Source organism: Paucibacter sp. B2R-40 (assembly GCF_025717555.1).
GTDB lineage: Bacteria > Pseudomonadota > Gammaproteobacteria > Burkholderiales > Burkholderiaceae_C > Paucibacter_A.
Genome location: NZ_JAJIRP010000013.1, coordinates 1 through 26,943 on the forward strand (window position 1 = coordinate 1; position 26,943 = coordinate 26,943).

The 26,943-nt window shown below is 62.7% G+C and carries 30 protein-coding genes; 18 read left to right on the forward strand and 12 right to left on the reverse strand.

Going from position 1 to position 26,943, the window contains the following annotated elements:
* From LNV09_RS21730 to LNV09_RS21740, 3 genes are all read left to right on the forward strand, one after another.
* Positions 1–469: SDR family NAD(P)-dependent oxidoreductase (locus LNV09_RS21730; RefSeq protein WP_263559152.1), on the forward strand; the 469-nt coding region annotated here is incomplete at its 5' end.
* 57 nt (positions 470–526) lie between these two features.
* The gene (locus LNV09_RS21735) at positions 527–1,138 is read left to right on the forward strand and encodes a glutathione S-transferase family protein (RefSeq protein WP_263559153.1); all 612 of its coding nucleotides are present in this window, start codon (positions 527–529) and stop codon (positions 1,136–1,138) included.
* Positions 1,139–1,248: 110 nt separating this feature from the next.
* The gene (locus LNV09_RS21740) at positions 1,249–2,268 is read left to right on the forward strand and encodes a tetratricopeptide repeat protein (protein ID WP_263559154.1); all 1,020 of its coding nucleotides are present in this window, start codon (positions 1,249–1,251) and stop codon (positions 2,266–2,268) included.
* A 46-nt stretch (positions 2,269–2,314) separates the two neighbouring features.
* Here LNV09_RS21740 and LNV09_RS21745 read toward each other — a convergent pair whose 3' ends face one another.
* Positions 2,315–2,971, reverse strand: coding sequence for a class I SAM-dependent methyltransferase (locus LNV09_RS21745; RefSeq protein ID WP_263559155.1), 657 nt, complete (start codon positions 2,969–2,971; stop codon positions 2,315–2,317).
* A gap of 110 nt (positions 2,972–3,081) precedes the next feature.
* Positions 3,082–3,465: a SirB2 family protein gene (locus LNV09_RS21750; RefSeq protein ID WP_263559156.1), complete on the reverse strand. Its 384-nt coding sequence runs from the start codon at positions 3,463–3,465 to the stop codon at positions 3,082–3,084.
* Between the two features lie 176 nt (positions 3,466–3,641).
* On the opposite strand from LNV09_RS21750, the gene LNV09_RS21755 reads away from it, so the two are divergent.
* Genes LNV09_RS21755 through LNV09_RS21780 form a run of 6 tightly spaced genes read left to right on the forward strand, consistent with a single transcriptional unit; the run spans position 3,642 to position 8,886 of the window.
* On the forward strand, positions 3,642–4,766 hold the full coding sequence (locus LNV09_RS21755) for a hypothetical protein (RefSeq protein WP_263559157.1): 1,125 nt from the start codon (positions 3,642–3,644) through the stop codon (positions 4,764–4,766).
* Positions 4,767–4,788: 22 nt separating this feature from the next.
* Entirely contained in the window at positions 4,789–6,018 is a 1,230-nt protein-coding gene (locus LNV09_RS21760; RefSeq protein ID WP_263559158.1) for a toxic anion resistance protein, read from the forward strand.
* Positions 6,015–7,601 carry a vWA domain-containing protein gene (locus LNV09_RS21765; RefSeq protein ID WP_263559159.1) on the forward strand — a complete coding sequence of 529 codons (1,587 nt, stop codon included), beginning with the start codon at positions 6,015–6,017 and terminating at the stop codon, positions 7,599–7,601. The genes LNV09_RS21760 and LNV09_RS21765 overlap by 4 nt, the downstream gene beginning before the upstream one ends.
* Before the next feature lie 20 nt (positions 7,602–7,621).
* The gene (locus LNV09_RS21770) at positions 7,622–8,248 is read left to right on the forward strand and encodes a hypothetical protein (RefSeq protein ID WP_263559160.1); all 627 of its coding nucleotides are present in this window, start codon (positions 7,622–7,624) and stop codon (positions 8,246–8,248) included.
* Between the two features lie 9 nt (positions 8,249–8,257).
* The gene (locus LNV09_RS21775) at positions 8,258–8,470 is read left to right on the forward strand and encodes a ribbon-helix-helix protein, CopG family (protein ID WP_263559161.1); all 213 of its coding nucleotides are present in this window, start codon (positions 8,258–8,260) and stop codon (positions 8,468–8,470) included.
* Complete coding sequence (locus tag LNV09_RS21780) at positions 8,467–8,886, forward strand: PIN domain-containing protein (RefSeq protein WP_263559162.1); 420 nt, start codon at positions 8,467–8,469, stop codon at positions 8,884–8,886. The genes LNV09_RS21775 and LNV09_RS21780 overlap by 4 nt, the downstream gene beginning before the upstream one ends.
* 17 nt (positions 8,887–8,903) lie before the next feature.
* Here the strand turns inward: LNV09_RS21780 and LNV09_RS21785 are convergent, their stop codons facing one another.
* From LNV09_RS21785 to LNV09_RS21800, 4 genes are read right to left on the reverse strand one after another with little or no spacing between them, the layout of a single operon-like run.
* Positions 8,904–9,161: a hypothetical protein gene (locus LNV09_RS21785; protein ID WP_263559163.1), complete on the reverse strand. Its 258-nt coding sequence runs from the start codon at positions 9,159–9,161 to the stop codon at positions 8,904–8,906.
* On the reverse strand, positions 9,145–9,363 hold the full coding sequence (locus LNV09_RS21790; protein ID WP_263559164.1) for a hypothetical protein: 219 nt from the start codon (positions 9,361–9,363) through the stop codon (positions 9,145–9,147). Before LNV09_RS21790 ends, LNV09_RS21785 begins: the two co-directional genes overlap by 17 nt.
* A 2-nt stretch (positions 9,364–9,365) precedes the next feature.
* Positions 9,366–9,947, reverse strand: a complete 582-nt coding sequence (locus tag LNV09_RS21795) for an RNA polymerase sigma factor (protein ID WP_263559165.1) — start codon at positions 9,945–9,947, stop codon at positions 9,366–9,368.
* A gap of 4 nt (positions 9,948–9,951) precedes the next feature.
* Positions 9,952–10,161 (reverse strand): YgaP family membrane protein, encoded by a 210-nt coding sequence (locus LNV09_RS21800; RefSeq protein ID WP_263559166.1) that lies wholly within the window; start codon positions 10,159–10,161, stop codon positions 9,952–9,954.
* A 213-nt stretch (positions 10,162–10,374) separates the two neighbouring features.
* On the opposite strand from LNV09_RS21800, the gene LNV09_RS21805 reads away from it, so the two are divergent.
* From LNV09_RS21805 to LNV09_RS21835, 7 genes are all read left to right on the forward strand, one after another.
* Positions 10,375–10,815, forward strand: a complete 441-nt coding sequence (locus tag LNV09_RS21805) for a thioredoxin family protein (protein WP_263559167.1) — start codon at positions 10,375–10,377, stop codon at positions 10,813–10,815.
* A 112-nt stretch (positions 10,816–10,927) separates the two neighbouring features.
* Entirely contained in the window at positions 10,928–11,347 is a 420-nt protein-coding gene (locus LNV09_RS21810; RefSeq protein WP_263559168.1) for a VOC family protein, read from the forward strand.
* 33 nt (positions 11,348–11,380) lie between these two features.
* On the forward strand, positions 11,381–11,818 hold the full coding sequence (locus LNV09_RS21815) for a GNAT family N-acetyltransferase (RefSeq protein WP_263559169.1): 438 nt from the start codon (positions 11,381–11,383) through the stop codon (positions 11,816–11,818).
* 62 nt (positions 11,819–11,880) lie between these two features.
* The gene (locus LNV09_RS21820; RefSeq protein WP_263559170.1) at positions 11,881–12,597 is read left to right on the forward strand and encodes a cytochrome c biogenesis CcdA family protein; all 717 of its coding nucleotides are present in this window, start codon (positions 11,881–11,883) and stop codon (positions 12,595–12,597) included.
* Between the two features lie 10 nt (positions 12,598–12,607).
* A complete protein-coding gene (locus LNV09_RS21825) occupies positions 12,608–13,390 on the forward strand; it encodes a hypothetical protein (protein ID WP_263559171.1) in 783 nt (260 codons plus the stop codon).
* A gap of 35 nt (positions 13,391–13,425) precedes the next feature.
* Positions 13,426–13,839 carry a GNAT family N-acetyltransferase gene (locus tag LNV09_RS21830; protein ID WP_263559172.1) on the forward strand — a complete coding sequence of 138 codons (414 nt, stop codon included), beginning with the start codon at positions 13,426–13,428 and terminating at the stop codon, positions 13,837–13,839.
* 87 nt (positions 13,840–13,926) lie between these two features.
* On the forward strand, positions 13,927–14,355 hold the full coding sequence (locus LNV09_RS21835) for a cupin domain-containing protein (protein WP_263559173.1): 429 nt from the start codon (positions 13,927–13,929) through the stop codon (positions 14,353–14,355).
* A gap of 58 nt (positions 14,356–14,413) precedes the next feature.
* Here the strand turns inward: LNV09_RS21835 and LNV09_RS21840 are convergent, their stop codons facing one another.
* Positions 14,414–17,320: a collagenase gene (locus LNV09_RS21840; RefSeq protein ID WP_263559174.1), complete on the reverse strand. Its 2,907-nt coding sequence runs from the start codon at positions 17,318–17,320 to the stop codon at positions 14,414–14,416.
* Between the two features lie 309 nt (positions 17,321–17,629).
* A complete protein-coding gene (locus LNV09_RS21845; protein WP_263559175.1) occupies positions 17,630–18,544 on the reverse strand; it encodes a LysR substrate-binding domain-containing protein in 915 nt (304 codons plus the stop codon).
* A gap of 135 nt (positions 18,545–18,679) precedes the next feature.
* Between LNV09_RS21845 and LNV09_RS21850 the strand changes: the two genes are divergently transcribed.
* Both LNV09_RS21850 and LNV09_RS21855 read left to right on the forward strand, forming a co-directional pair.
* Positions 18,680–19,807 carry an alpha/beta fold hydrolase gene (locus LNV09_RS21850; protein ID WP_263559176.1) on the forward strand — a complete coding sequence of 376 codons (1,128 nt, stop codon included), beginning with the start codon at positions 18,680–18,682 and terminating at the stop codon, positions 19,805–19,807.
* Positions 19,808–19,809: 2 nt separating this feature from the next.
* Positions 19,810–20,196 (forward strand): nuclear transport factor 2 family protein, encoded by a 387-nt coding sequence (locus LNV09_RS21855; protein WP_263559177.1) that lies wholly within the window; start codon positions 19,810–19,812, stop codon positions 20,194–20,196.
* A 25-nt stretch (positions 20,197–20,221) separates the two neighbouring features.
* Here the strand turns inward: LNV09_RS21855 and LNV09_RS21860 are convergent, their stop codons facing one another.
* The 4 genes from LNV09_RS21860 to LNV09_RS21875 all read right to left on the reverse strand — a co-directional run bounded on the left by LNV09_RS21860 (position 20,222) and on the right by LNV09_RS21875 (position 26,922).
* Positions 20,222–21,427 carry an alpha/beta hydrolase gene (locus tag LNV09_RS21860; protein ID WP_263559178.1) on the reverse strand — a complete coding sequence of 402 codons (1,206 nt, stop codon included), beginning with the start codon at positions 21,425–21,427 and terminating at the stop codon, positions 20,222–20,224.
* Between the two features lie 64 nt (positions 21,428–21,491).
* Positions 21,492–22,418 (reverse strand): transporter substrate-binding domain-containing protein, encoded by a 927-nt coding sequence (locus tag LNV09_RS21865; protein WP_263559179.1) that lies wholly within the window; start codon positions 22,416–22,418, stop codon positions 21,492–21,494.
* 20 nt (positions 22,419–22,438) lie between these two features.
* Positions 22,439–25,216, reverse strand: coding sequence for a formate dehydrogenase subunit alpha (gene fdhF / locus LNV09_RS21870; RefSeq protein WP_263559180.1), 2,778 nt, complete (start codon positions 25,214–25,216; stop codon positions 22,439–22,441).
* Positions 25,213–26,922, reverse strand: a complete 1,710-nt coding sequence (locus LNV09_RS21875; protein WP_263559181.1) for an NADH-ubiquinone oxidoreductase-F iron-sulfur binding region domain-containing protein — start codon at positions 26,920–26,922, stop codon at positions 25,213–25,215. The genes fdhF and LNV09_RS21875 overlap by 4 nt, the downstream gene beginning before the upstream one ends.
* Positions 26,923–26,943: the final 21 nt, after the last annotated feature.

The following is a 26,943-nucleotide window of genomic DNA, read 5'->3' on the forward strand; positions in this document are numbered from 1 at the left end:
CCTGAGCAATTCGGCCGGTGTGTTTCGCAGCATGCGGGCGGAGCTCAAGCAGATGGTGGCGCAGGGTCGCGGAGGTGCGATCGTCAATGTGGGCTCGATCGCCGGGCTGACCGGCCTGGCCGGCAACCCGGCTTATGTGGCCAGCAAGCATGCGGTGACCGGCCTGACGCGCAATGCGGCGATCGACTATGCGCCCTACGGCATTCGCGTCAATTCGGTCAATATGGCCGCGACCGACACGCCGATGGTGGCGCGCGCAACCGAGCTCGTGATGGCCGCGAGCAAGGCGGCGAGCCGCCCCGGCATGGGCAGCATCAAGACGCAAAGCGTTCTGGCCTATGCGGACTCCAAGCGCCGGCCGGCCACCGTCGGTGAGCAGGTCGCGGTGATGCTGTTCATGCTGTCGAACGAGGCCTCCAACCTGACCGGCGCGGCTTACGCAACCGACGGCGGCTGGACTGCTTATTGATCACGTGGCGTTGGCCTTGCGGCCTCCAAGCTCTCCACTCGCAACAAAGGCCTCACCATGATCGAAATCCACCACCTGAACGAATCCCGCTCGCGCCGCATCACCTGGATGCTGGAAGAGCTGGGCCAGCCCTACGAAGTGATCAGTTACCAGCGTGACGCGGTGACCCGCTTGGCGCCGCCGGAGCTGATGGCGATTCACCCGCTGGGCAAGGCGCCGGTGCTGCGTGATGGCGGGCTGGTGATGATCGAGTCGGGCGCCATCATCGAGTATCTGGTGCGCCGCTATGGCAATGGCCGCTTCGCACCGGTGCTCGGCACGCCGGACTACAACCGCTATAGCCAGTTCTTGCACTATGCTGAGGGCTCGGCGATGTTGCCGCTGATGCTCAAGCTCTATGTCGGGCGCCTGGGCGAGGCCGGCGCGCCGCTGCAGCCGCGCATCAGCAGCGAGTTGCAAAATCATCTGGGCTATCTGGAAGCCGAATTGGAAGGGCGGGACTACTTTGTCGGCGATCAGCTCAGCGGCGCCGATGTGCAGCTGTCTTTCGTCGCGCAGATCGCGGTCAAAGGCGCGCCGGCCGAGGCTTATCCGAATTTGCGGCGTTTCGTGGCCATGCTGGAGGCGCGGCCTGCCTACAAAAGAGCGATCTTGCGCAGCGGTGCCTAAGCGTTGGAATCAATTCAGGCCGGCCAATCTGCAACTCGTCGCACCAGGCTGGCTGCACACTGAGGCGGGCGCCACAATTGCCGGCATCGATTCACTCCCAACGTATGCCCATGCAAACTCAAAACCCACGCCGCTCACGCGCCTTTCTGGCCGCACTGACCTTGCTGACCGCGTTGGGTTCGGCCCAGGCAACGATCTTCAAGGACAAAGAACTCGACGCACTCTCGGACGCGAACAAGTTCGCCGAGCTGGAGCGTCTGGCGCAGACGCGGCTGAAGGCCAATCCGGCCGATGCCGAGGCCAGCGCGGCCTTGTCGCTGGCGTTGTCATCCTTGGACAGCAGCGACAAGAAGCGCGTCGAGGCTGGCGCAAACCAGGCCAAGGCTTGTGTCGAGCAGCACCCGACCGTGGCGGTGTGTCAGCTGGTCACGGCGCAAAGCCTGAATGTGCAGATGGGCAGCGCCGGCATGTTCAAGATGGCCTCGATGCTGGGTGACATCAAGGCGGCGCTGATCCGCACGCTGGAGTTGGAACCGAGCATGGCGATGGCACGCATCCAGCTGGCCAAGCTCTATTTGTTTGCGCCAGGCATGCTGGGCGGCAGCGTCGCGAAAGCGCGTGAGCTGGAAGCGGCGGTGCATAACAGCCAACCCGAACAGGCCCGCATCATCCGCATCAACATCGCCGCCGAAGGCAAGAAATGGGCCGAGATGGAGGCCGAGTTGCTGGCGCTCAAACCCGCCAAAGACGTGACGCTGCTGGACGAGTCACGCAGCGCCTATTTGCAGCTGGCCACGCATTACCTGAAGGACGAAAAGGACTTCACCAAGGCCAAAAGCTTGTTCGAGCAACTGCAGCGCGAGCAGCCCAGTCAAGCGGCCGGCGTCTATGGGCTGGGGCGAGTGCACGGCGAAATGGGCCAGTTCGACGAGGCGGTGCGCCTGTTCGAACGCGCCAGGACGCTCGAAGGTGCGGATGATTTGCCGATCGACCACCGCCTGGGTGACGCTTTGCTGGCCAAGGGCGACAAGCCGCAAGCCAAGGCCGCCTACGAGCGCTTCCTCACCAAGAAGAACGCCAACCCCAATAACGTCGACGCTGCACGCAAGAGTCTGGCCAAGCTGAGCTGAGGCGGCCGCCGGCCTTCTTTTTAGGCCTTCTTTTCGGGCCTGCTTTTCAGGCTTTGGTAAATTGGAGCCAGATCTCGGGCTCTCTGAAACTATCGAAGCTGACCTTCATCAATTTGAAGCCGGCATTTTCAAAGTAGCGAATCACGGTGGCCCCGTCGTCTTCGATCGGAGTGCCGAGTTCGTATTTGGCGCCGTGCGCTTCGTCGTTCCAGTGGCCCGGGTCAGGGTAGGGCAGCACGACGAGCAGGGCGCCCTCGGCATGCAAAATCCGGTGAAACTCCGCCAGCACCTTGGCTGGCTGATAAGCATGCTCGAGCGAGTGCGAGGAGTAGACGATGTGCAAGGACTCGTTCTCGAAGCAGCCGAGATCATGCATATCGCATTCCATCACCGGGTAGCCGCTTTGCCGCGCCATCTCCAGCTTGGCGGGGTTGAGCTCCACGCCGACGAGGTTGGTAAAGCCCATTTTTTTGAAATGGCGCAGGCCCACGCCATCGCCGCAGGCAATGTCGGCGATGCGCAGATCGTGCGGCAGGTCGGCAAAGGTCGCGTTGAGGTAGCGCTGTTGGCCCAGTTCCCATTTGGGCACCGTTATTTCATGCGAGGCCCATTTATCGGTCTGGTAGCCCAGATAGGTCTGGTAGTCCGGGACGATGTCCTGGTAAGTTCTGGTGGCCTGTTGCGGGCCGGACGCTGAGCTCATGCGGGTCTCCGTTTGCGGGGATCACAGAAGTCAATACGGTAGCGACCGTTCCATGGCTTGATCGCGGGAAAAGATGGCCGGCCCGGGCCTATCTGTCAGAGGCTCATCGGTCAAAGACCTAACCAAGGGCTGCGTGTGACCGACACCGCCACCATATAGGCCAAGAGCAGCAGCGAGACGAAGTAGGCCGGCAGGTGGAAGCGGCTGCTGCCCATCGCCATATGAGCGCTGAAGGTGTAGGCCACCAGAGCCAGCAGCTTGGCCAGTAGCCAAGCGTCACGCAAAAACGGGTTCAGATACAGCAGCACCCACAGACTCAGGCCGGTGATGGTCAGCAAAAAGTCGATGCCGAAGACCAGTGTGCGCACGCGTTCGTCCATTGCCCAGGCGCGGCCGAATTGAAAGGCCAAGCCGCGCACCAAAAACATCGCCACGCTGAACCAGGCCAGCACGGTGTGGATTTGGCCCATCTGAAAATCGAAGGAATAGCCCATGGCGTCTGGCCCTTTCTTGGTGCGAGAGCTTGGCCAGCGCGGGCAAGGCTGTCAAGCCGGGCTTGCCATGAGGCGCACTCTTCCTGTCACAAAAAATTCATCATTCATCGCTTGCTGACGTCATCACATGACGATATCGTCTGAGTCCGAAATCAGTGTTGATGGGAGTCAGCCCCTTGGACCTTCGTAAACTTGTTGCCCCGACTCTGGCCGCTGTCTTGTTTGCGGCCGTAGGCGGCGGCATCTGGTACTCCAATACCCGCTTGGGCGCACAGCAGGCTATTGAGGCTTCGGCGCAAGCCAAGCAGGCGCAGCAGGTCGTGCTGCGCGGCCTGATCGGCTCTGAAAAAGAAGCCTTCTTTGCCGACCAACGCGTGAAACAAGCGCTTGCCGCACATGGCATCAGCGTCGTGGTGGAGAAGGCCGGCTCGCGCGAGATTGCCGGCCGCTTCGACCCCAAGCAGTACGACTTCGGCTTCCCCTCCGGCGCGCCCGCCGCGCAACAACTCAAGGCCGCGGCCAAGGCGGCCAGTGTCTACAATCCCTTCTACACGCCCATTGTGTTCGCCAGCTGGCGGCCGATTGCGGAGATCTTGGTGGCCAATGGCATCGCCGCCAAGCAAGGGGATTTCTACTATGTGGTCGATCTGCCGGCCTTGATCGCCTTGATCGACAAGGGAGCCCGCTGGCGCGATCTGCGTAAGAGCGAGGCCTTCGCCACCGGCAAGGCGGTGTTGATCAATTCGACCGATGTGCGCACCTCCAACTCGGCCGCCATGTACCTGGCGCTGGCCAGTTATCTGGCCAATGAGCAGCAAATCGTGCAGAGCGCCGCTGAGGTCGACAAGGTGATGCCGGTGCTGGCGCCGCTGTTCCTGCGCCAGGGCTTTCAGGAGCAAAGCTCGGCCGGGCCGTTTGAAGACTATCTGGCCCTGGGCATGGGCAAGGCACCGCTGCTGGTGGCCTATGAGTCGCAGATGGTCGAGTTCTGGCTCAAGAACCCCGAGCGCTTGAAGAGCGAGATGGTGCTGCTGTATCCAAAGCCGACGGTGTTCTCCAAACATGTCTTGGTGCCTTACACGCCGGGCGGGGTGCGCTTGGGTGAAGCCTTGGAGACCGACCCCAAGCTGCGCGAACTGGCGCATGAATATGGTTTCCGCACTGGTGGTGACGTGAAGGGCCCGGAAACTTGGGCCCTGCGCGGCATCAAGGCGCCCGAAGTCTTGGTCGACGTGATCGACCCGCCCAGTTACGAATGGCTCGAACGCATGATTCAAGGCGTTGAGAGCAAGTTCAAGTGATTCATTTTGTAGAGGTGTTCCCATGAGCAATTCCGCGCCCCAGACCAGCACTACCGAACTCTCACCGCCCAACGCCTTCACGCTCGAAGCGCCGGCCGCCGTCTTGCCCATGCCTATCGAGTCGGCCAGCGGCAAAGTGCGGCTGAAGGCCGACGACGTCACGCTGCTGGACAAGCAAGTGGCGCAGTTCATTGACGACATCAGCGCGCATGACAGCCAAGACCCCAAGTTCAAGGAGGCGCTGGAGCGCATCCATTCAATGGGTGTCAAGGACATCGAGGCTTCGGCCTCGGTGTCTAACCGCATGCTTGAGCGGCCGGTAGGCTCGCTGAAGAACGGCGGCTTCGACCAGGGCGCGCAGATTGGCCAGTCGCTGATCGACCTGCGCCGCACGGTCGAGTCGCTGGACCCGTCGCGCCAAGGTGATCTGTTCAGCGCCCGCAAGCTGCTGGGCTTTATCCCGCTGGGCAATAAGCTGGTCGATTACTTTGACCGTTATCAGTCCGCGCAAGGCCATCTGAACGCGATCATCGAGTCGCTCAAGCGCGGCAAGGATGAGCTGCTGCGCGATAACGTCTCGATTGAGCAGGAGAAGGTTAACCTGTGGGGCTTGATGGAGCGGCTGGAGAAGTATCTGCACATCGGCAAGAAGCTCGACGTGGAACTCGACAACAAGGTCCGTCTACTGGACGCCAGCGACCCCGAGAAGGCTCGCGTCGTGCGCGAGGAAATGCTGTTCTACACGCGCCAGAAAGTGACCGATCTGCTGACCCAGATGGCCGTCAATGTGCAGGGTTATCTGGCCCTGGACTTGATCCGCAAGAACAATCTGGAGTTGATGAAGGGCGTCGACCGGGCTACCACCACCACGGTCTCGGCGCTGCGCACCGCCGTCATCGTCGCGCAGGCGCTGAACAACCAAAAGCTGGTGCTCGACCAGATCAGCGCGCTCAACACCACGACCGGCAACCTGATCGCATCCACCAGCGAGATGCTGCGCGATCAAAGTGCTGCCATCCATCAGCAAGCGGCGTCCAGCACGATTGAGATCGCCAAACTGCAACAAGCCTTTGCCAATATCTACCAGACCATGGACGCCATCGGCGACTTCAAGACCAAGGCGCTGGACGCGATGCAGACAACGGTCAACACGCTGAGCGACGAAGTCGCCAAGAGCAGGACTTATCTGGAGCGCGCGCGCAGCCAAGCCTCGGCCGCCGCGCTGCAAGCGCCCGGCGAGGTCAAGCTGTGAGGCGCTGGCCGGCAACTTGGCTGTTGGCGAGCGCGGCGGTCCTGCTGGCCCTGCAGGGTTGCGGCAAGCGCGATGCCGACAAGGAGGCCGAAGCCGCCAAAGCTGCACAAGCCGTCCGCCCGGTATTCAGCATCCTGGCGGGCTCCGAGCTGAAGGATCTGGAAGCCCCCATCGTCGCGGCTGCTTCGGCCGCCGGCGTCGAGATCAAACTCAGCTATGCGGGCACGCTGGAGATCGTCGAACGCGTCAATGCCGGTGAGCAGTTCGATGCCATCCTGCCGGCCAATGGCGCCTACCCCGCACTGGCGCTGAACAGCAAACCGCTGGCGCGCGAGAAGCTTTTCTACTCGCGCATCGCGCTGGGCGTCAAACCCGCCAAGCTCAAAGCCTTGGGCTGGGACAGCAAGCCACCCGGCTGGAACGAGATCGCCGCCGCCGCCGGCACGGGCAAGCTGCGCTACGCGATGACCAATGCCAGCAGCTCCAACACCGGCATGAGCGCGCTGTTTGCGGTCGCCTCGGCCTCGGCCGGCAAGAGCGAGGACCTGGGCGTCGAGGACGTCAAAGCGGACGTGATCAAGGCCTTTTTGTCCGGGCAGAAGTTGACGGCCGGCAGCTCGGGCTGGTTGGCCGAGGCTTTTGTCAAAGCGCCACAAGACATCGACGCGATGATCAACTACGAGGCCGTCATCCTGCGTGCCAACGAACGCTTGGGCGCGGCCGACCAGCTCAGCCTGATCTACCCGCGCGACGGCATGATCTCGGCCGACTACCCGCTGATGCTCTTGAACGCCGACAAGCGCGAGCCCTACAACAGCCTGGTGGCCGCACTCAAGGGCGCGCCCTTCCAGCGCGATGCGCTATCGGCGGCGTTTTTGCGACCGGCCAACCCCGAGGTGAAGGCCGCTGCTGCCTTGCCGACGGCGGCGGTCGCGGAGCTGTCGTTTCCGAATCGCCTGGAGGTGATCGATGCGGTGCTGGCCAACTACCAGTCCGCATGGCGCCGCCCGGCCACTTCGATCTTTGTGCTGGACATCAGCGGCTCTATGAGCGGCGAGCGCATTGTGGCCATGCGCGAGGCGCTCAAGGTCCTGGCCGGCGCAGACGTGAGCACCGCCTCGGCGCGCTACGCGGCTTTTCAGGCGCGCGAGCGAGTGGTCTTGATCGCCTTTGACGACCGGGTCGAAGCGCCGCTCTGGGTGCGCTTTGAAGATGGCGATCTGGAGGCTGCACGCGCCAGCATCCGCAGCCGCGCCGAAGCGCTGTCGCCACGCGGCGGCACGGCGATTTTTTCCGCCCTGGACGCGGCGCAGGCCTTGGCCCGCGAAGAAAAACAGCGCGACCCCGATCGCCTGGTCAGCATCGTCTTGTTGACCGATGGCGAGAACAATGCCGGCATCAGCTTTGAGGATTTCAAAGCGCGCTACGCCGCTGCCGCGCCGGCGCGGGTCTTCCCGATCCTGTTCGGCGAGGCCAACGTCAAGCAGATGCAGGCGCTGGCGGCGTCCACCGGCGGGCGCGAGTTCGATGCGCGCAAGGCGAGACTGGCCCAGGTTTTCCGCGAAATTCGTGGCTATCAGTGACGTCCTGAAGCGGAGCCCTTGTGGATAGAACCTTGAAGATGCGCGCGCTGCTGTTCCTCTACAGCAGTGCGAATATTGCCGGCTGCGCGCTGGCGCTGCTGGGACCGGCGCTCTTGTTTGCCGGCGTGATAGACAGCGGTTGGCTCTTGATCACCGCCGGGCTCTATGTCGGCGGCTGGCTGCTGGGGCGGCGTCCTCCGGCGCTGGAGCGCCATATCGAGCAGAGCTTGACGGTGGAGCAAACGCTGGCTCGGCTGGATGATTTGGTGGCAGGTGCCCGCCCGCATCTGGCCGATGAGATGCGCGCCAGCCTGGACTCGATCCGCAGCTCCGTGGCCGAAGTGTTGCCGCGCCTGCTCGAGAGCGGCAGCGCCGCTAACGATTTATTTACCGTGCGCGAAACGGTGCTGAGCTATTTGCCCGAGACGCTGGCCAACTACGTCGCGCTGCCGCCGGCCTTTCGCGCGACCCATGTATTGAGCGAAGGCAAGACCGCCAGACAGTTGCTGGGCGATCAACTGGCCCTGCTCGACGCCAAGATGAAAGAAGTGGTCGTCAATGTATCGGGCAGCGATGTCAAGGCCTTGTTGGCCAATGGCGAGTTCCTGCACGCCCGTTTCAACCGCCCCGATTTTTTGCAAGCCTGAGTTCACACCATGCCGCGCACCATCATTGATATCCCGACGGCACAGATGCAAGACGTCGACCGCCTGTGCAAACTGCTCGGTATCTCGCGCGCCGAGGCGGTGCGGCGCGCGCTGCGCGATTTCATCGCCGGTAATGACGAGGTCAGCACCGATGGCTTTGGCCTGTGGAAAGAGACGCAAGCCGCAAGCCGAGGCAAGAAGTCCAAGGGGACTGGCCCATGAACGCCTTGATCGACACCGCTCTGCTGATTGATTATTTAAAGGGTGAGCCGCGCGCGGCGGCGGCCTTGGAGAGTTGCAAGCATCGCTCGATCAGCGTCGTCACCTGGCTTGAGATCATGACGTGCTGCCCGCCCGCTTTACAAGAAGCGACCCGGGGGTTTTTGCGTTCCTTCGAGCGTTTGTCGATCAGCGAATCAATCGCGGACGAAGCCTTGAAATTGGCCCGCGAACATGCCGGTCTGGACCGGCAGCGCGCCCTGACCTGGGCCACCGCCACCATCAATCAGCTGGTGTTCGTGACCAGTGAACCTATCGCAGGCATGCAGCCCGGCCGAACGGTTGCAGTGCCCTATGCCGCCGAGCCTGCGGCGCGGGTTCAGCGTCAGGCCAAGGTCCGAACCAAGGCAGGCGGCTGAGGGATGGACTTGAGGTTTCAGCGGCCTGAATCTTTGACCTTCTCGCGCTCTTTCTTGTAGTCTTGGTAAGACAAGCTGGCGCTCTTTTGGCAGTCCGCCAACTCCGCTGCTGAGCTGTAGCGCAGACATTCCTTGCGTGCCTTGCTTTGCTCGGTCGAATAGACGCTGCCGCTGAATTCGTCCCAGCTTTGCAAACGCACGCCGCTACAAGCCTGCAGCAACAAGCAGGCAGACAGACTCAGCCAGGCTGCAGTGAAACTACGAAGGCTTGCCATTGCTATTGCGCCCTTTCGCGATGGTTTCAAACAAGCCCATCAGCCAGCACATCGGGCAGCCGCGCAGCAGCAAGAAGGCGCCGACCAGGGCCAAGCCGGAACCGATCTGGCCCCATTGATTGAACAACAAGGCGGCGGCGATCAGCGCAAAGGCTGCCGCGCCGCGCAAGAGGTGGATAGAAACCGAACTGCTGCAAAACATGTTTAAGCATCCTTGTTGATTTCGAAGGGGCGCGGCTCGAGCGCGCCGTCCTTCATCCAATAGCCGCTGGCCATCAAATGCTCACGCACCTGCGCGCGCGCCCGGTGCAAGCGGCTCTTCACCGCTTCCAGGCTAAGCCCCAGTTGCGCGGCCACCTCCGGCGCGGTCAGCTCATGCACATCGCGCAGCAGCAAAACCTCGCGGTAGGGCGGGGTGAGTCGCTCCATGGCGCGCACCAGGTCGAGGCGCAGATCGGTCGGCACGGCCGCTGCGGCGGGCATGTCCAGCGGCCCCAACTCGTCCAGATCCTCGGCTTTGCTGCGCAGGCGGAACAGCCGGTAGCACTCGCGCTCGACGATGCGGAACATCCAGGTCGCAAAGGTGGCAGCGGTGCGCAGCGCGCCGATCTTGCGGTAGAGCTGCCAAAGCGCGACCTGTACTGCGTCCTCGGCATCCTCGGTGGTCGAGCAGGTACGCCGGGCGAAGCGCTTCAGGTCCGGCTGGCAAACGCTCAGCAGGTTCGACACAGCGCCTGCCTCGCCGCGGGCGGCGGCTTCAATCAATTGCGCTTGGGCACGGATCATCGGGCTATTTCTCCAGGTAGCGGCGGCCGACCATCGCACAGGCCGGGCAGAAGCCGACAAAGGCGGTCAGCAGCATTGTGGCGGCGGTGGCGATGGCCAGATAAGTCACGATGCCTGTTGTGAGGCCGCCGAGTATGGCCGCGGCGATGGCGACGCCCATAGCGATTCGGAGTGCGCGCTCCCAAGCAGGCAGATTGCGTTTGAGGAAAAACATGGCTTGAGTCCTAGGTTCAGGTGGATGACCTGGACCTAGAGGCGCAGCGCTTCGAAAAGGATTCAAAAGGGAGCTAAAAAAGATTGAAAAAGTTTTCGGCAAAAAAATTGCACCAAAGCTGAATCCTTTGGCGCCTCGCCCGCCTCTTGGTCAATGGGTGCGCGATCTTCGTGACGCCGCCCAGTCCATTGCTTCAATTCAATCAAGGCCGACATGATCACTATGACCGACAGCATTTCAAACAAGCTCTCCCTCCAACGCAAGCTGGCTCGCGTGGCGGTGTCCACCGCCATCGGAATTGCCGCGGCATTGCTGGGCAATGCGGCTAACGCTGGCGAAATCCGCAAGGCCGATATGGAAGCCTATATGCAAGCCGCGACGCAGAACAAGCCCATCATCATGCATGTGCATGCCGGCTGGTGCCCGGTCTGCAGCAAGCAGGGGCCCCTGATCGAGGCGCTGATGCAAGAGCCCGAGTTCAAGGATGTGATCGTCTTCAAGATCGACTTCGATGCCGACAAGCCGCTGGTGGATCAGCTGGGCGTCAAGTTTCAATCGACCTTGATTGCGGCCAAGGGTTCGACCGAGGTCGGACGCAGCGCCGGTGTGACCGACAAGGACAAGCTGCGCGAATTCATTCGCTCGGCTTTGTAATCTCTCGAAAGCAAGACGCCGGGCCACTACTGGCCTCGGCATCTAAGTTGTCATTTCCTTTCGCGAGCCAGGCTAAAGGGTCCGAGAATCTTTGCTCACTTCAGGAGAATTCATGCTTCCAGCACTGCAAAAAATTGACCACATCCATGTTTACGTCTCCGATCGGGCGGCGGCCGAAGCTTGGTATGGCGCCGTCCTGGGCCTCAGCCGGATCAAGGCCCTCGAGTTCTGGGCGGCAGACGGCGGCCCTCTGACGCTGTCTGACCTGTCAGGCATGGTTCATCTTGCTTTGTTCGAGCGGCAACCCGAGCGCTGCCGATCGACGATCGCCCTGGCGGCAAATGCCAGCGACTTTCTTGCCTGGCGGGCGCATTTGGCGGCGGCGCTGCCAGTGCCCGTGAACTTGGAGGATCACCAAGTCTCATGGTCGCTTTACTTCAACGACCCCGACGGCAATCCCTTTGAGATCACCAGCTATGACTACGCCGAACTGGCATCGCAGTTGGGCCAGGTGCGCAACGCTCAAGCTTGATTGAATCAATCGCGAATCATTGGAAGCAAATTCATGAACCTCATTTCGATCGCGGTCGAGCAAGACCCAGATAGGCAGGCAAGGAACACCGTACAGACCGGTCTGTTCGACGCCAATGTCGATGTCACGGGCGACGGGCATTTCGACGTGATATTTGTCGCGGCACGTGATTCGAATGCAAACCTGGTCGGCGGCGTTGTGGGCGAAGCCTATTGGGGTTATGTCAATTTCACGGCGGTTTGGGTGCACCCGGAACACCGGAGAAGAGGCCTGGCCAGTCAAATGCTCAATGCTGCGGAAGTCGAAGCTGCTCGACTGGGCTACTCCCAAGCTTACCTGGACACCTTTTCTTTTCAAGCGCCGGAGCTGTACCTGGGTGCAGGCTATGAGGTCTTTGGAACCCTTGATAACTTCCCCGCCGGCGCCAAGCGCTTGTTCCTGCGCAAAGCCATAGCGCCTCAAGCCACTTAGCTGTGGCCGCCGCTGCCTTCCTGCCCTCCTGTACTTCTCTAGCCTGACCTGGAACCCTCCCATTGCTAACGCTAGCTTTCAGCCTGCTTGCAGGCGCCTTGTCCACGCTCTCGCCTTGTGTCTTGCCCATCGTGCCCATCATCATGTCCAGCGCCGTGCAGGTGGCACGCCTCGGTCCGATCGCCTTGCTGGCGGGCCTGACACTGTCCTACACCCTGGTCGGCACCGGGCTGGCGCTGTTTGGCAGCAGCCTCGGGGTGGACGCGGTTTGGGTGCGCCAACTCAGCGCCGGCTTGATGATTCTGTTCGGGGCGATGTTCCTCTCACCCTTGCTGCAGCAGGGCTTGGCCAAGCTGCTGGCGCCGCTGACAGCCGGCGCCAATGCCAAGCTTGCCAGCTTCAATGCGGACAGCTTGTGGGGTCAGGGCTTGCTCGGCCTGATGCTGGGTCTGGTCTGGTCGCCTTGCGTCGGGCCGACGCTGGGTGCCGCGGTGACCCTGGCCGCGCAGGGCGGCAGTGCATGGATCGCCTTGAGCACCATGTTCGTGTTCGGACTTGGCGCAGCCTTGCCGATGGGCCTGTTGGCCTATGGCTCCAGAGCGGCCATGTCCGGCCGGCGCAAGGCCATGGGCGAGCTGGGCCTGTGGGGCAAGCGGGTGATGGGGGCCGGCCTGGTTTTGGTCGGCGCGCTGGTGCTCAGCGGTGCGGATCATTGGCTGGAGGCAGTCCTGACCCGCCATATGCCTAGCTGGCTGGTAGATTTGACGACGCGCTTTTGAGTTCGAGGCGATGGCGCGTTCAGCGAATCTTCTCCACAGCTTGATCCTCTTGATCGCGCTGGCGCCGCTGAGCGGCTGCTCGACGCTCAAAGGCGGCAAGCTCATGGCGCCCGAGGCTTTTGGCTGGGTGCCAGCCGGCGCGAACCTTTACGTTGAGCGGGGCAGCGATGCTGCGACACAGCGCTCGTTGGCCTTGGCGATGAGCCAGGCCGAGGCGGTGATTGAGGCCAGCTTCGGCAGCGTTGCCTCGCGGCCGGTGGTGCATGCCTGTCTGAGCGAGCAATGCCTGGCGGACTTCGGTGGCCAGGGCGATATCGCCAAGGTCTATGGCGACCGCATCCTGCTTTCGGCGCGCGGCGCCAACTGGCAGTTCATCGCCCATGAATGGAGCCACGCCGAGATGTTCAAGCGCCTGTCCTGGCGCGCGTGGTGGCGCTTGCCGAAATGGTTTGATGAGGGCCTGGCGGTTGCCCTCAGCCAGGCGCCCGAACATTCCGAGGCGCATTGGCAGTACCTCGTCAGCGCTGGCATTGCGCGGCCCAGCACCACCGAATTGTTGACCCTGCAAACTCGCCATCAATGGCTAGAGGCGCATCGGCTCTACAGTGATAACCAGAACGCTGAGCGGCGTGCGCGTGGCGAGGCCGAAGTTCACGCCCTTTATGCGGCGGCCGGCCATCAAGTGCGGCCCTGGCTGGCCGAGGCGGGCCGGGCCGGCTTATTGCGTTTGATAGAGCGCCTGAACGCGGGCGAGACCTTTGAACTCTCCGGCGCCGGCCCGGCCCTTCGGTAAAGTCTATCGATTCTCCGCGCGAACGCGCCTTAGCCATGCCTCAATTCGAACTCTTCAGTGAACTGCCCACGGCCGACGCCTTCAAGGCACTCTACGACACCACAGGCTGGGGGCCGACCTCGCGCGACGCCGCGTTTTACCAGGCCGCACTGGCCGGCTCCTGGCGGGCGCGCGCGGCCTATGCCGAGGGGCAATTGGTCGGGTTTGTGCGTGCGATCTCAGATGGGCACCTGCACGCCTTCATTACCGAGATGATCGTGCGCCCCGAGTTCCAGGGCCAAGGTGTCGGGGCGGCCTTGCTGGGCGCCATCATTGCGGATTGCCAGGCCGCCGGGCTGAGTGATATCCAGCTGTTTTGTGCCAAGGGCAAGTTGGCCTTTTACCGCCGCCATGGCTTTGTCAGCCGACCGGACGATGCGCCTGGCATGCAGTTCAAGCCGGCAGGGTAAGCCGCCTTGCCTGCGGGGGTGTAGTCGATATAGTCAGACCGGGCGGGCGAAGCCCGACCGCTCTACTGATTTGAAAGGCACTGCTCGATGAACGCAAAGACTCTCAAACTACTGGCGGCCGGATTGGCCCTGCTGGGTTCAAGCGCGCTCTTGCTGGCGCAAGTGCCTGCCCCCGCCCCCGCCTTAAGCCGCACCGTGGTCGCCACCGCCGATGTGTCGGTGCCGAACCGGCAGGCGGTGATCGCGCGAGTCGAAGTGGCGCCCGGCGGCGTGGCCGGCTGGCATACCCACCCCGGCGATGAAATGAGTTATGTAATGGAAGGCGAGGCGGTGCTGCTGATCGCCGGTCAAGCGCCTCGCCATGTGGCCGCAGGCCAGGCTTTTGTGGTGCCGGCTGGCGTCGTGCACAGTGCGCGCAACGAAGGTGGCGTAACGGCCAAGCTGGTCGGCGTCTATGTGGTGGAGAAGGGCCAGCCCTTGGCTTCGCCGGCCTCGGCGCCGTCGGCAGGCCTTTGATCGGCTAGCCAAGGCCAAGCCAACATGGCCCAGACCTTGGCTGGAGCAGACGCCGACTTCAGTACTGCGTTTTCACCTGCACGCCCGAGTAGGCCGCCTTGCCATACAGGCTGATGTAGATATAGCTATTGCCCGGCGGGTTTGAGATGGTGATGGTTTCGGCGTTGCTGGCGCCGATGGAGCGATAGTTGTAGGCCGTCGAGGTGGCCCAAGTGCTGGTGTTCACGTAGAGGTCTGCGTTACCGCTTCCGCCCGCCGACGAGATGGTGATCGCCGTCGTGCCTGCGGGGATGTACACGTACATGTATTTCAGGCTGCCCGAACCGCCCGAGAGATTGCTCTTCACGCAGTTCTTGCCCAAGGCTTCGGCCGAGCCGGTGCATTCGGGCAGCGTGCCGGCTTGCACCACAACAGTGGCCGTGCTGGAGGCGCTGCCGCCTTTGTTGTCGGTGACGGTGAGCGTGACGCTGTAACTGCCGGCTGCCGCGTAGGTCTTCACCGGCGCGGCCAGGTTCGAGCTGGTGCCGTCGCCAAACGTCCAGGCGCGCGAGCTGATGCTGCCGTCACTGTCGGTGGATTGATCGGCAAAGTTGACGGTCAAGCCATTGACGCTGCTGCTGAACTTGGCGATCGGCAGGGCATTGCCCGAACTCGCTTGCACAGTCAGCAGCTTGGAGACGGTGGCTTTGCCGCCGCTGTTGTCGGTCACGGTCAGGCTGACGGTGTAGCTGCCTGCCGCCGCATAGCTGTGGCTGACGGTGGCGGCTGTTGAGCTGCTGCCATCGCCGAAATTCCAGGCGCGTGAGGCAACCGTGCCGTCGCTGTCTGTGGAAGTGTCGGTGAAATTGACCTGCAAGTTGCTGATGCTGTGGTTGAAACCGGCCACCGGCAAGACATTGGCCGGCGGCGTGGTGTCCGCGCAATTGGGCAGTGCAGCGTCCGCGGCGCAAGTCAGCCAGGTGTTGAAGCCGGCGTCCATGCTGGCGCTCATCGCTGCGCTATTCATATAGCTGGTGTAGCCGGCGTAATTGCCCGGCCTGAAGTAACCCAGAATATTGCTGACCTTGCTGCGCTGTTTCTCGAACATATACCGCACGGCCAAATAGCCCCAGTTATAGACGCGGGTGGTGCCCGAGTTGTAGTCGTTCTTGAAGATGGTGCTCAAGGCATAGGTTTTTGCTGCGGCTTGGTTGCGGGCATCAACATAATCGAGCTTGCGGTAGGAATAGGACATGTATTCGGCAAAGCCTTCTATCCACCAGACTGAAGTAACGCCGGTGGCGGCACCGAAGTCGCCGAACATATCGAAGCGGCCGTCGAGATAGTGAATATATTCATGCGTCAGATTCCATATTTCAAATTTCGGCAGCAACCATTCTGCTTGGTAGGCGATAAATCGCGCCTGGTTGCCGGCGATTTCCGGGCTGCCTTCCAGATACATACCACCGTTATTGGTGTCAATGCCAAAAAGCGCACCCGCATAGGCTTTGTAGTCCTTGCTGCTGCTGAAGATGACCATTTCCAACTGGGTATTGCTGTCGTTTGCGACCGGCACTTTTCCGCTGGCGACCTGGGTGTGGAAGTAACCCTCTTCGGCGCCGACGATGGCGCATGCCTCGGTCAGTTGCGCCGCGGTCAGTGATTGCGCCTTCAAGCGCAAGCTGCTGCTGCAGCTGTATTTGATCGGCAATACATTGCTGTCGATGCGAGCGACAAAGTCACAGAGGTTGTAATAGCTGCAATTGGCTTTGTCGTAATAGTCCACATTGCCGCCGACCGCAACCCATAGCGCGGCGGTATTGCCGGTGACATTGCTGCGGTCCAGTAGCAGTTTGACTTTGGGCTTGGTGGCATTTTTGAGTGCTGAGCCTTCGGTGTATTTCAAGAAGCGGCTGAGTTCCCGCCCGGCATTGGTGACGAGATAGTCGGCGCTGCCGCCAAGTGCATTGAAATTGTTATTGATGAAGTTATACAGCGTGTCTGTGATCGATGTATCTGCCTGCACCAGCGTTGCGAAAGCAGCATTGTCATGGCCGCGAAAAAGAATGGTGAAGGTATTGTTGACAGCGCTTTGCATCCAGAAGTAGTTATTGAAGCTGCTGTTGTAGCTGTCCAGCAAGCGTTTGACCACCGAGCTTAAATAACGGGCATTTTCTGAGCTGCTGTCAACCAAGATGACAAACTCGGCCAATATTTCGCCGTGAATATTGTTCACCAAGCTGAAATTGCCGTTGTTGACAAAGGCGTCCAGCGCCGCCCGCACTGCAGTTTTCAAGGCCGCGCCGTAGGGCCCGGTGTCGGCGCTGTAATACCAATTGACGTAATAGCCGGCACGCAAAAACAGAATCAATTGCATTGCGCTGTTGGCGTTGCTGCCGTCATAGCTTGAGGCCGCAGTTCTGAAGGCGTCCGCAATAGCGACCATCTTTGCTTCGTTCAGCGTTTGACCGGCAGCGTTGCCGGTGAGGCTGAACAGTTGGCCGACGCAGTCGGTGCTGCTGGCTTTCACTGCGTTCACCAGACTGGCGCCCGAGGCGGTGGCAAACAACTGCAAATCACAACTGGCCGCTGCAGCCGCTGTTACAGCCACAGTTGTGGCGCCTTTTGCGGGCTGAGCCTGCGCCTGTAGCTGAGCCTTGGACTGGTTTTCAGCGCGCATGGACGGGCGCTGCATCAGCGTTTTGAGGCTCGCCTCTTGGCCGCCGTATTTCATGCGCGCGCTGACCTCGCTGGGCGCGTTCGGCCGCAACTCGGCAGCGCTCAAGGGGCGCTTTTGATGGTGGGCGCCGCTCAGTTGCGACTCCGTGCTGCCGGCAACGGCAGGCGGCCTGGATTCACTCTTGATGCTGCTGAGTTGCTCGTTGGCGGTTTGCGCATGCGCTGCCGTGCTGAATACCGCCGCTGCGACGGACATTGCGCCCATCACATTGCGCCAGCCGGCTGATTGTTTGCCATGTGTTTTCACAAAATCTCCTGCTCACTTAGGGGAGGGCACCCGGGGGAGGGCGTCGACTCAGGCGTCTTGTCGCCGCCTGTTTTGCTCAAATGTTTTTCTGATATATCAACACAAGAGCTGAGGCGACTTTAGGAGCGGATGGGCCAGCCCCACACTGTCAGGTCTTACAGGGGCGGCTTGCCGCGAGTGGCCTTGACTTTGTGTCCCGCGAGTGCCAAGCACGGGCCCGGGGGCTGCAGTTTCTTGTCCATCGTCGGGTACAGGGACCGAGGAAAAGCCTGGGGGCGGCGACTCACCGTGCTGGCGTGAACCGTCGCCTTAGACAAGTCCCTTCAAGCGCCGGGCTGACTCGGCCATTTCCGCATGCAGCCAATCGCACAACATGTGCAGCGCCGGCTCCTCGCGAAAAGCCGGTGGGTAGACGATGTGATAGCGGCGCTGGCTGGCGTCTTCCAGCGCCGGGCCGGGCAGGCGCTGCAGGCGACCGTCCAATAGCGCATCGGCACACAGCAGTTCGCGCGCCAGCGCCACGCCCATGCCTTGCTCGGCGGCTTGCACCAGCAGGCCGCCGTCATTGAAGCTGGCGGCCGGGAAGATGCTGCAGGCCAAGCCTGCTTGGGCGAACCACTGCGTCCATTGCTCGGCGTCTCCGAGCAGCGCTTGATCGGCCAAGGTCTGCAAGCTGGCGCCTTCCAGTTGCTGAGCCAAGGCCGGCGCGGCGACCACGATCTGGCGCGACTCCATCAGCACTTCGTTGACCAAACCTGGCCAGGGCCCCGTACCCTGACGCAAGGCCAGGTGGAAGCCCTCTGATTCCAGATCAATCACGCGTTGCAGCGTGAACAGCTTCAGGCTGATGTCCGGGTGCGCGGCCCGCCAGCCGCTCAGGCGGGGCATCAGCCAGCGCTGCGCAAACGAGGGTGTGCAGGTGATGTTGAGGCTGCGCATGGCACTGCCATCGGCCGCACTGGCGGCACGCAGGCCCAAGTCCAGCTCGGCCCAGGCGCGCTCCACGCCGGCTTGCAAGGCGCTGCCGGCGGCATTGAGCCGGATGCCGCGCCCCACCCGCTCGAACAGCGCGAAGCCCAGTTGCGACTCCAGTGCGCGGATTTGCTGACTGACGGCGCTGTGCGTCAGGTGCAGTTGCTCGGCCGCGGCACGCACGTTTTGCAGGCGCGCGACGGCCCGGAAGGCGGCCAGGTATTGCAGCGGAAGACGGGGCGCGGTACTCATTTTGGTAAGTTTAACTGTCCAAAATGGGCGGAAATTCGCGCTATTCAGCGTTGAATTGAAAACTTAGGATGCCCAGCAAGCAAAAGAACCGAACAAATTACCTAACCAAACCTCGCAGTCAAGGAGTCCTAAGGCATGAACCCGCACCGTCTGATGATCGCCACCCTCGTGATTGCCGCTTTGGCTGCGAGTACTCAATTTCAACGGGTCTTCGCCACCGATGCAGCGGCGCTGCCGCATGCACAAGTGGACCCGCAGGTGAGCGCCGAAATCGGCGCCGCAGCGGCTCGGGCCGGCGAGTTGCTGCGGGTGAACGCGCTGTCTTCGACGCCCAAGTCGGCCGAACCAGGCCAGCCCGCCGCCTGGAGCGAACATCAAGTGGCGACGCCCGACGGCTTGCTGGCCTACACCAGCATCGGCCAGGGCCCTGTCCTGCTGGTCATCCCGGGTGGGCCGGGCGGCAGCGGTTACGGCTTGCGCAGCCGCTTCCTTCCGCTGGCCAAGGACTTCAACATCATCCTTGTCGACAATATCGGCCGGGGCCGCTCGGCGCGCCTGGCCGACCCCGCGCGCTACACGGTAGATCGTGACGCGCAGGACATCGAGCATCTGCGCCGGTTTCTGGGCGTGAAGACACTGGCGCTGTATGGGCATTCCTATGGCGGCCTGGTGGCTCAGGCTTATGCCGCGCAGTATCCGCAGGCGGTGGACCATTTGATTCTCGGCAATACCTTGCATGGCGAGCAGAGTTGGCAAGCGCAGATTGACGGATTCAAGGCCTGGTTACAGCGGCATGATCCTGAGCGCTGGCAGCGTCTGCTGGCGCTGCACGAACAGGGCCGATTGACCGGCAGCGCCCCGGCGCAGGACTTGATCGGCGCTGCGTTTGAACCTCTTTACTGGGCCGATCGTGCAGCGGAGCGCCCCAAGGCGGCCGCCAGCGGCGACCCGCGCGACGCGATGAATAAGGTGGTGTATCTGGCGATGCTGGGGCCTGACCCGGAGTGGCGGGTTGGCGGCACGCTGCAGGGGACCGAGTTGCTGCCCAGACTAAAGTCCGTCACCGCACCGACCTTGTTGCTGACAGGGCGTTTTGATCCGGTGGCGCCGCCCAGCGTGATGAATGAAATGCAGCGTGCTTTGCCGCGCGGCACCCCGTCGACCGCGCTGGTGTTCGAGCATTCCGGCCATCGGCCCTTCGTCGAGGAAGCCGAGCTTTGGGCGCAGGCGGTGGCCGAGTTTTTAACGCGTGGAGTTAACTGAATATGTCAACGTCAAACCAGCTGAATTCAATCGCCATCGTTCAAGCCCAGTTGGACGCCTACAACGCCCGCGATATCGATGCATGGCTGGCCACCTATGCACGGGACGCCAAGCAATACGGCTACCCCGGCGTCTTGCTGGCGAGTGGTCGGGCTGAAATTCGCGCGCGGATGGTGGAGCGCTTCAAAGAGCCGAATCTGCATGCACGTTTGCTGGGCCGCACCGTTCTGGAGACCGCAGGTGGCGCCACGGTGATTGATCATGAAACCATCACGCGGACCTTCCCCGAGGGGCCGGGCGAGATCGACATGGTGGCCATCTACGAGGTCGTTGATGGCTTGATTCGCAGTGGCCTTTTCATGCTGGGTGAACCCAGGCTTGCAAGTTGACGGGCTTCACCGGATTGAGCTCGTGTCAGCGCTGCCGCCATTCGCCCAAACCCGTCAACCAAGCGGATGCCGACTGTTGCAGCCAAGCCTGAGCCTCCTGGCTATTCTGGCTATTGCGCAGGTATTGATTCAAAAATGCGATGCTGATGTGCTCCACCGCGACGCCGGCCTCCTGGTTACCCTTGTCCAGCAAGGTGGGTGGCGGTGCCGCACTCATGACGATGTTCTGCTGACCTGGGCCTTTGGCGGCTTGGGTTTGAGGTCGCCTGCCCATGCCCCGTCCAGTCGGCTCATTGGGCGACTCGGCCATGCCGCTTGCACCGGCCAACGCGGCGTGGCTCGGGTTGTTCAAGAGCAGCAAGTATTTGTGGGCGTCGGCAGGCAATTGCTCAAAGAATTGGGTGCGCTCGGCGGGCGAGTTGAGCAGGCCGTTGAGGTCGGCCGCGCGGCGCGAATTGATCGCCAGCAGCGGAAACTGCGGTGGCAGCGTCGCCAGGGCTTGGGTGGCGTCCGCACGCGTCAGGCCGGACGGGCTCAACATGACGACCGCCCGCGCTTGATCGTCGGCCACGGGGCCTAGGCCTGCGGCCCAGGCCAAGGCGGTGGCAGCGCCCAGGTCATAGCCCAGCACGGCGATGCGACCTGCGTCGACGCGGCCCCATGGCGCATCACCGCCAGCGGCGCGCAGCTTGGCCTCATCGATCGCGCCCCGCAGCATGCGCAACCTTGCTTGCAGCAGCTGCGGCTGCTGATGCTGCAAGGCCAGAGCCGTAAATTCGGCCGAGCGGGCCAAGGGCGAGGACCAAGCTGCTTGATCAAATTCCAACGCCTGAAAGCTCAGCACGGCATAGCCTGCACGCGCCCAGGCATAACGCCAATGCGCACCGGCTCCAGCCGACTCACCCAGGCCGGGCAGGTAGATCAGCAGCGGCAAACGGCTTGACCCGCCCAGCGGGACTGCCAAGATGGTGGACAAGGGCTCGCCGTTGACGACCCATTGCTGGCTTGCGATGCTGACGGAGGCCGCCGCAGCTTGATCGATGGCCGCTTTGGGCGCTCCTGGGTAGCCGCGCGCAGCCAGGTCCAGCGCACGTTGTTGAGCCGCCGACGCGTCTTGCCGCGGCGGCCCATAGGGTGCATGCGTTCGATTTGGGCTGCCGCAAGCCAAGAGGGCCAGAGAACAAATCAGCAAAACTGCGGAGGAGCGGCTGCGGCTTCTAGTTCTTGACATGGGGCAATGAGGGCGGCGTGGCATGAATGAACGAACGGGCAAGGCGCCGATTGTGCATCGCGGATCAAGGCGGCCCTTTACCCTGCAGACGACTGCGCACCAGTGGATGCCAGAGCCGGGCGTCGCCCAGCGGCGTGGCGGCGGGCAAGTCCGGGTTGCTCAGAATCAGCCAGCGACGCTCGGCCAATTTGGCGCGCAGCAGTTGCGGGTCGACCCAATGCTCGAACAAGGCCTCAAAACTGCCGTCCGCCAACACCAGCTCCCAGCCCTTGCGAAGACGCTCGGCCAAGGCCGGCGATTGCGGGCTGACGAAAAAATAGAAGGCAGAAGGGTAGGCAATCAGCCATTGATCCAGCACTGTCAAGCCCGGCATCGCGTCAATGATGGGAAAGACTTCGACCGCCCCGAGCGCAAACAGATCGATGCGCTCGCGCTTGAGCATTTCTGCGAAAGGACTCAGCTTGGCCATGCGCTCGACCTTCCAGCCATTGGCACTGAGGATTTTGGCATCCGGCCAATCGGCCACTTGGCCGACGCTGAGTGCTTGCGCCTGGCTCGCGCTGCTGATGGCCTCCAGCTGTTCGCGCTTGCTGATCAAGGCGATCGGCAGGCGCACGCCCATCAAGCCGCGATACAGGCAGACCCGCACCGGGATGGCCTGGGCTTCGCGCGCTTGCGATGTCATTGAACTGAGCACTTCCAACTCGCCTGCCGAGAGTTGCAAAAAAGCGCGGTTTTGCGACACCACCTCGCTGGGCTGCAGGCGGTAGGGGCCATAGGTCGGAATGGTCTTGTCCAGCAGCAGCTTCAGCACGGCTTGCTCATAGGTCAAGACCTTGGCGTTTTGTTCCTGTGACAAGGCGTGGCGAATCAGCGTGGTCTGGGCCAATCCGCTCCCGCTGAGCAAGCAAAGAGACAAGGCCGTCGCCATCATCAAGCTGCGCTTGATGGCTTTGGGGCAAACTCCCAAGAGGTCGGCGGCAGGCGTCATCGTTTGAGCATCTTACTCAGTCATTGCGCCTGCACCCTTACCGCCGTGACCTTGAAGCCGGGAATCTTGCCGGTCGGGTCCAGCGCACTGCCGGTCAAGACATTGGCCGCCGCTTCCCAATAGCAAAACGGTAGAAAGACCTGACCCCGGCGCACCTCGGGGCTGATCTGCAAGCTGGCTTGCAGCGTGCCGTGGCGCGAAGCCATGCTGATCGCTTGGCCGTCCGTCAAGCGCAGCGCGGCTGCATCTTCGGCATGCATGCTGAGCTGCGGTGCGGGCGACAAGGCATCCAAGACTGCGGCGCGGCGCGTCATCGCGCCGGTATGCCAATGCTCCAATACGCGGCCGGTACTGAGCACCAGCGGGTAGTCTTGGTCAGGTTGTTCCGGGCCGGGCATGAAGCTGGCCGCCACCAATTGCGCGCGGCCGCTGGGCGTCGGGAAGCTCTGCTCGAAGATGATGGCATGGCCGGGTTCGCCCTCAAGCGGCGCCGGCGTGACCACCGCTTCTTCGCGCTGCAGACGCGACCAAGGCACGCCCGCCAGCGGTGCCATCACCGCGCGCATTTCTTCGAAAACGCGCGCCGTCGGCGCCTCGGCCGCCGCCTGACCATCGCCGTCCGCTGCTTGCCAGTGCTGCCAATCCAGGCCAAGGCGGCGTGCGATTTGCTCAATGATCCACAAATCTTGGCGCGCCTGACCCGGCGGCGTCAGCGCCGGCCGGCCCAGCTGTATCAAGCGGTCGGTGTTGGTGTAACTGCCCCACTTTTCCAAATGCGCCGAGGCCGGCAGGATCACGTCGGCGAGCAGCGCGGTCTCGGTCGCGAAGATGTCTTGCACGACCAGATGCTCCAACTTGGCCAAGGCCGCGCGGGCATGGTCGAGATCGGGGTCGGACATGGCCGGGTTCTCGCCCTCGATGAACATGCCCTTGATGCGACCCTCATAGGCGCCATGGATGATCTCGACCACGGTCAGCCCGGGCTGCGGGTCCAGCGGCGTGGCCCACAGCGTTTCGAAATGCTCCCGTATTTCGGTCAAGGCGATGCGCTGGTAGTTGGGCATCATCATCGGGATCAGGCCGGCGTCCGAGGCGCCCTGCACATTGTTCTGGCCGCGCAGCGGATGCAGGCCGCAGCCGGGGCGGCCGATCTGGCCGGTGATCATGGCCAGCGCAATCAGGCAGCGGGCGTTGTCGGTGCCATGCACATGCTGGCTGATGCCCATGCCCCAGAAAATCATCGCGCTCTTGGCGCTGGCATAGCGCCTTGCCACATCGCGCAAGACCTCGGGCGCGATGCCGCAGATTTCGCTCATACGCTCCGGCGTGCATTCGGCCACTGAGGCCTTCAAGGCCTCATAACCATTGACTCGCGCGGCAATGAAGTCCGGATCGGTCAAGCCCTCGGCAATGATCACATGCAGCAAAGCATTGAGCAACGCCACATCGGTGTCGGGCCGGAAGGCCAGGTGGTGGGTGGCGAAGCGGGCCATCGGCGCGCGCCTGGGGTCGGCGACGATCAGCGTGGCACCGGCTTTCACCGCGTTCTTGATGAAGGAGGCGGCGACGGGGTGGTTGGCGCTGGGGTTGGCGCCGATCAGCAGAATCACTTCCGCATATTGAGCGTCCAGCACCGGGTTGCTGACCGAGCCCGAGCCCAGGCCTTCCAGCAGCGCGGCGACCGAGCTGGCATGGCACAGCCGCGTGCAATGGTCGACGTTATTGGTCAGGAAGCCCTGGCGAATCAGTTTCTGGAACAGATAGGCCTCTTCGTTGCTGCCCTTGGCCGAGCCAAAACCGGCCAGCGGGCTGGCCGCGCCACTGGCGTGGCCATCGCGCATTTGGCGCAGTCCGGCGGCGGCCAAGTCCAGCGCTTCTTCCCAAGTTGCCGCGCGGAACAAGGTCGACAGGGCCAACTCGCCGCGCCTTACGCGGTCGATATCGGCGGGGTCTTTGGCCAAGCCTTCGCGGCGTATCAGCGGTGTGGTCAGCCTTTGATCGCTGGAGACATAGTCATAGCCATAGCGACCCTTGACGCACAGGCGCCCCTGGTTGGCCGGGCCATCGCGGCCGATCGCCTCAATCACCTTGTTGTCCTTGACCCGGTAGCTGAGCTGGCAACCGACGCCGCAATAAGGGCAGACCGAATCGACCACCGCGTCGGCGGCCTGCAGCGCGGCGCCATTGGCCGGCGCTAGCGCCCCGGTCGGGCAGGCTTGCACGCATTCACCGCAGGCCACGCAGGAGCTGCTGCCCAGCGCCTCATCGGCATCGAAGCTGATGCGGGTGTCGGCGCCCCAGCCGGCCACGCCAAGCACATCGTTGACCTGTTCGTCGCGGCAGGCGCGCACACAGCGCATGCATTGGATGCAGGCGTCCAGTTGCACGCTTATTGCGGGGTGACTGCGGTCGGCGGGCGGGGCCGCTGGCTGCGAGAAGCGTGGTTTGCCGACCTCCAGCACCTCGCACCATTGCGTCAGCTCTGAATTGAGCGTGTGGGCCTCCGCCGGCGCCTTGGCTGCGAGCAGTTCCAAGACCATGGACTGGCTGCGCCGCACGCGAGCGGTTTCCAGCCCGACCGTCATCCCCTCCCGGGGCTGCCGGCAACAGGAGGCCGCTAGCGCGCGTTCCCCGCCAATCTCGACCACGCAGGCGCGGCAATTGCCGGCCGGGTTCAGGCCGTCTTGGTGGCACAGCGTCGGGATGCTCAGGCCATGGCGCCGGGCGGCGCTCAGAATCGTCTCGTTCGGCTTGGCCTGTAGGGCCTGTCCGTCTACGGTGAAGGTGATGTCGCTCATGCTCGTGCCTCGGCGCTGAACTCTTGCGGGAAGTAGCGCATCGCGCAGCGCAAGGGGTTGGGCGCGGCTTGGCCGAGGCCGCAGATCGAGGCGTCGGCCATCACCGAGGCCAAGTCCTCCAGCAGCGGCTGATCCCAGACGGGCTGGCGCATCAGCTCCACGGCACGTTGCGTGCCTTCACGGCAGGGCACGCATTGGCCGCAGCTCTCGTGTTCAAAAAATTCCATCGCATTCAAGGCCAGGTCGCGGGCGCTGTCCTGGTCAGAGAACACGATCACGGCGGCCGAGCCGATGAAGCATTCATGCACCTGCAAGGTGTCGAAGTCCAGCGGCGCATTCGCGTGGCTGGCCGGCAGCATGCCACCGGACGCGCCACCGGGGAAGTAACCGTAGAGACTATGACCCGGCAACATGCCGCCGCCGTATTCATCGATCAATTCCAAGGCGGTGATGCCGGCTGGCGCCAGGTAGACACCGGGCTTGTTGACCCGACCCGACAGTGAAAACGAACGCAGCCCTTTGCGTCCATTGCGGCCTTGGTTCGCGAACCAATCGGCGCCTTGCTCCAGGATGGCGCGCACCCAATGCAGCGACTCGATATTGTGTTGCAAGGTCGGCCGCCCAAACAGGCCGCGCTCGGCCACATAAGGTGGGCGCTGACGCGGCCAGCCGCGTTTGCCCTCGATCGATTCGATCATCGCCGACTCTTCGCCGCAGATATAGGCGCCGGCGCCGCGCCGCAGCTCAATCACCGGCAAGCCGCTGCGCGCCGCTTGCAGCGCGGCAATTTCCTCGCTCAGCACCTGGCGCAGCGCGTGGTACTCATCGCGCAGATAGATGTAGACGGCTTCGGCGGCCACGCAATGTGCCGCTATCAACATGCCTTCCAAAAACAACTGCGGTTCGCGCTCCAGGTAGTAGCGGTCCTTGAAGGTGCCGGGTTCACCCTCGTCGATATTGACGGCCATCAGCCGGGGGGCGGGCTGTGCGCGCACGATGGACCATTTGCGCCCGAGCGGAAAACCTGCGCCACCCAAGCCCCGCAGGCCGGATTCGCTGAGCGTGTGGATCGTGGCGTCAATGCTGCGTGTGCCACTCAGCAACTCGTCGAGCACGTGGTAGCCGCCTTGAGCGAGATAGTCGGCCAGCGGCTGGTGTGCTGGGCGAATGTCTTGGAGTTGACCTTGTTGCAGCAGTTTGATGGCCTCGACTGCCGTGGCGTGGCCCAGCGGCCGCTGACCGATGACCGCGACCGGCGCCTGCTCGCAGCGGCCAACGCAGGGCACCTCGATGACACGCACACCGCTTTGTTCGGCCAGCAAGGTGCGCAGCTCGCGGCTCAAGCCGGCACCGCCGGCCATGGCGCAACTGAGCGAATTGCAAACGCGTAAGGTCAGCGGGGCGGGCGCTTGCTCGCCTTCGTAGACGATGTCGAAGTGGTGATAAAAACTCGCTACCTCATGCACCTCAGCTTGAGATAGCTTCATGGCCTCGGCCAGTGCGGCCAGCATATCGACGCTCAAGTGCCCCTGCGCGTCCTGAATGCGGTGCAGGTATTCGATCAACAAGTCGCGTCGGCGCGGCAGGTCGCCCAGTAGAACGCGCACCGCTTCGATGGCGGCAGGGCTGGCTTGGCGGCCCCGCAGGCCGCCGCCTTTGGCGGGGCGGCGAGAGGCTTCGCTGTGGATGGGGATGACGGCTTTCATAACGGGATTGTGCCGGGTGAA

Excerpts from the sequence above, each read along its gene's own strand:
- LNV09_RS21800 (WP_263559166.1), bottom strand. The coding sequence starts at position 10,161 with ATGTTTTTCCTCAAACGCAATCTGCCTGCTTGGGAGCGCGCACTCCGA.
- LNV09_RS21735 (WP_263559153.1), top strand. The coding sequence starts at position 527 with ATGATCGAAATCCACCACCTGAACGAATCCCGCTCGCGCCGCATCACC.
- LNV09_RS21760 (WP_263559158.1), top strand. The coding sequence starts at position 4,789 with ATGAGCAATTCCGCGCCCCAGACCAGCACTACCGAACTCTCACCGCCC.
- LNV09_RS21810 (WP_263559168.1), top strand. The coding sequence starts at position 10,928 with ATGCTTCCAGCACTGCAAAAAATTGACCACATCCATGTTTACGTCTCC.
- LNV09_RS21790 (WP_263559164.1), bottom strand. The coding sequence starts at position 9,363 with ATGTTTTGCAGCAGTTCGGTTTCTATCCACCTCTTGCGCGGCGCGGCA.
- LNV09_RS21785 (WP_263559163.1), bottom strand. The coding sequence starts at position 9,161 with ATGGCAAGCCTTCGTAGTTTCACTGCAGCCTGGCTGAGTCTGTCTGCC.
- LNV09_RS21845 (WP_263559175.1), bottom strand. The coding sequence starts at position 18,544 with ATGAGTACCGCGCCCCGTCTTCCGCTGCAATACCTGGCCGCCTTCCGG.
- LNV09_RS21835 (WP_263559173.1), top strand. The coding sequence starts at position 13,927 with ATGAACGCAAAGACTCTCAAACTACTGGCGGCCGGATTGGCCCTGCTG.
- LNV09_RS21795 (WP_263559165.1), bottom strand. The coding sequence starts at position 9,947 with ATGATCCGTGCCCAAGCGCAATTGATTGAAGCCGCCGCCCGCGGCGAG.
- LNV09_RS21745 (WP_263559155.1), bottom strand. The coding sequence starts at position 2,971 with ATGAGCTCAGCGTCCGGCCCGCAACAGGCCACCAGAACTTACCAGGAC.
- LNV09_RS21815 (WP_263559169.1), top strand. The coding sequence starts at position 11,381 with ATGAACCTCATTTCGATCGCGGTCGAGCAAGACCCAGATAGGCAGGCA.
- LNV09_RS21740 (WP_263559154.1), top strand. The coding sequence starts at position 1,249 with ATGCAAACTCAAAACCCACGCCGCTCACGCGCCTTTCTGGCCGCACTG.
- LNV09_RS21860 (WP_263559178.1), bottom strand. The coding sequence starts at position 21,427 with ATGTCAAGAACTAGAAGCCGCAGCCGCTCCTCCGCAGTTTTGCTGATT.
- LNV09_RS21780 (WP_263559162.1), top strand. The coding sequence starts at position 8,467 with ATGAACGCCTTGATCGACACCGCTCTGCTGATTGATTATTTAAAGGGT.
- fdhF (WP_263559180.1), bottom strand. The coding sequence starts at position 25,216 with ATGAGCGACATCACCTTCACCGTAGACGGACAGGCCCTACAGGCCAAG.
- LNV09_RS21750 (WP_263559156.1), bottom strand. The coding sequence starts at position 3,465 with ATGGGCTATTCCTTCGATTTTCAGATGGGCCAAATCCACACCGTGCTG.
- LNV09_RS21830 (WP_263559172.1), top strand. The coding sequence starts at position 13,426 with ATGCCTCAATTCGAACTCTTCAGTGAACTGCCCACGGCCGACGCCTTC.
- LNV09_RS21825 (WP_263559171.1), top strand. The coding sequence starts at position 12,608 with ATGGCGCGTTCAGCGAATCTTCTCCACAGCTTGATCCTCTTGATCGCG.
- LNV09_RS21875 (WP_263559181.1), bottom strand. The coding sequence starts at position 26,922 with ATGAAAGCCGTCATCCCCATCCACAGCGAAGCCTCTCGCCGCCCCGCC.
- LNV09_RS21775 (WP_263559161.1), top strand. The coding sequence starts at position 8,258 with ATGCCGCGCACCATCATTGATATCCCGACGGCACAGATGCAAGACGTC.
- LNV09_RS21805 (WP_263559167.1), top strand. The coding sequence starts at position 10,375 with ATGATCACTATGACCGACAGCATTTCAAACAAGCTCTCCCTCCAACGC.
- LNV09_RS21850 (WP_263559176.1), top strand. The coding sequence starts at position 18,680 with ATGAACCCGCACCGTCTGATGATCGCCACCCTCGTGATTGCCGCTTTG.
- LNV09_RS21855 (WP_263559177.1), top strand. The coding sequence starts at position 19,810 with ATGTCAACGTCAAACCAGCTGAATTCAATCGCCATCGTTCAAGCCCAG.
- LNV09_RS21865 (WP_263559179.1), bottom strand. The coding sequence starts at position 22,418 with ATGACGCCTGCCGCCGACCTCTTGGGAGTTTGCCCCAAAGCCATCAAG.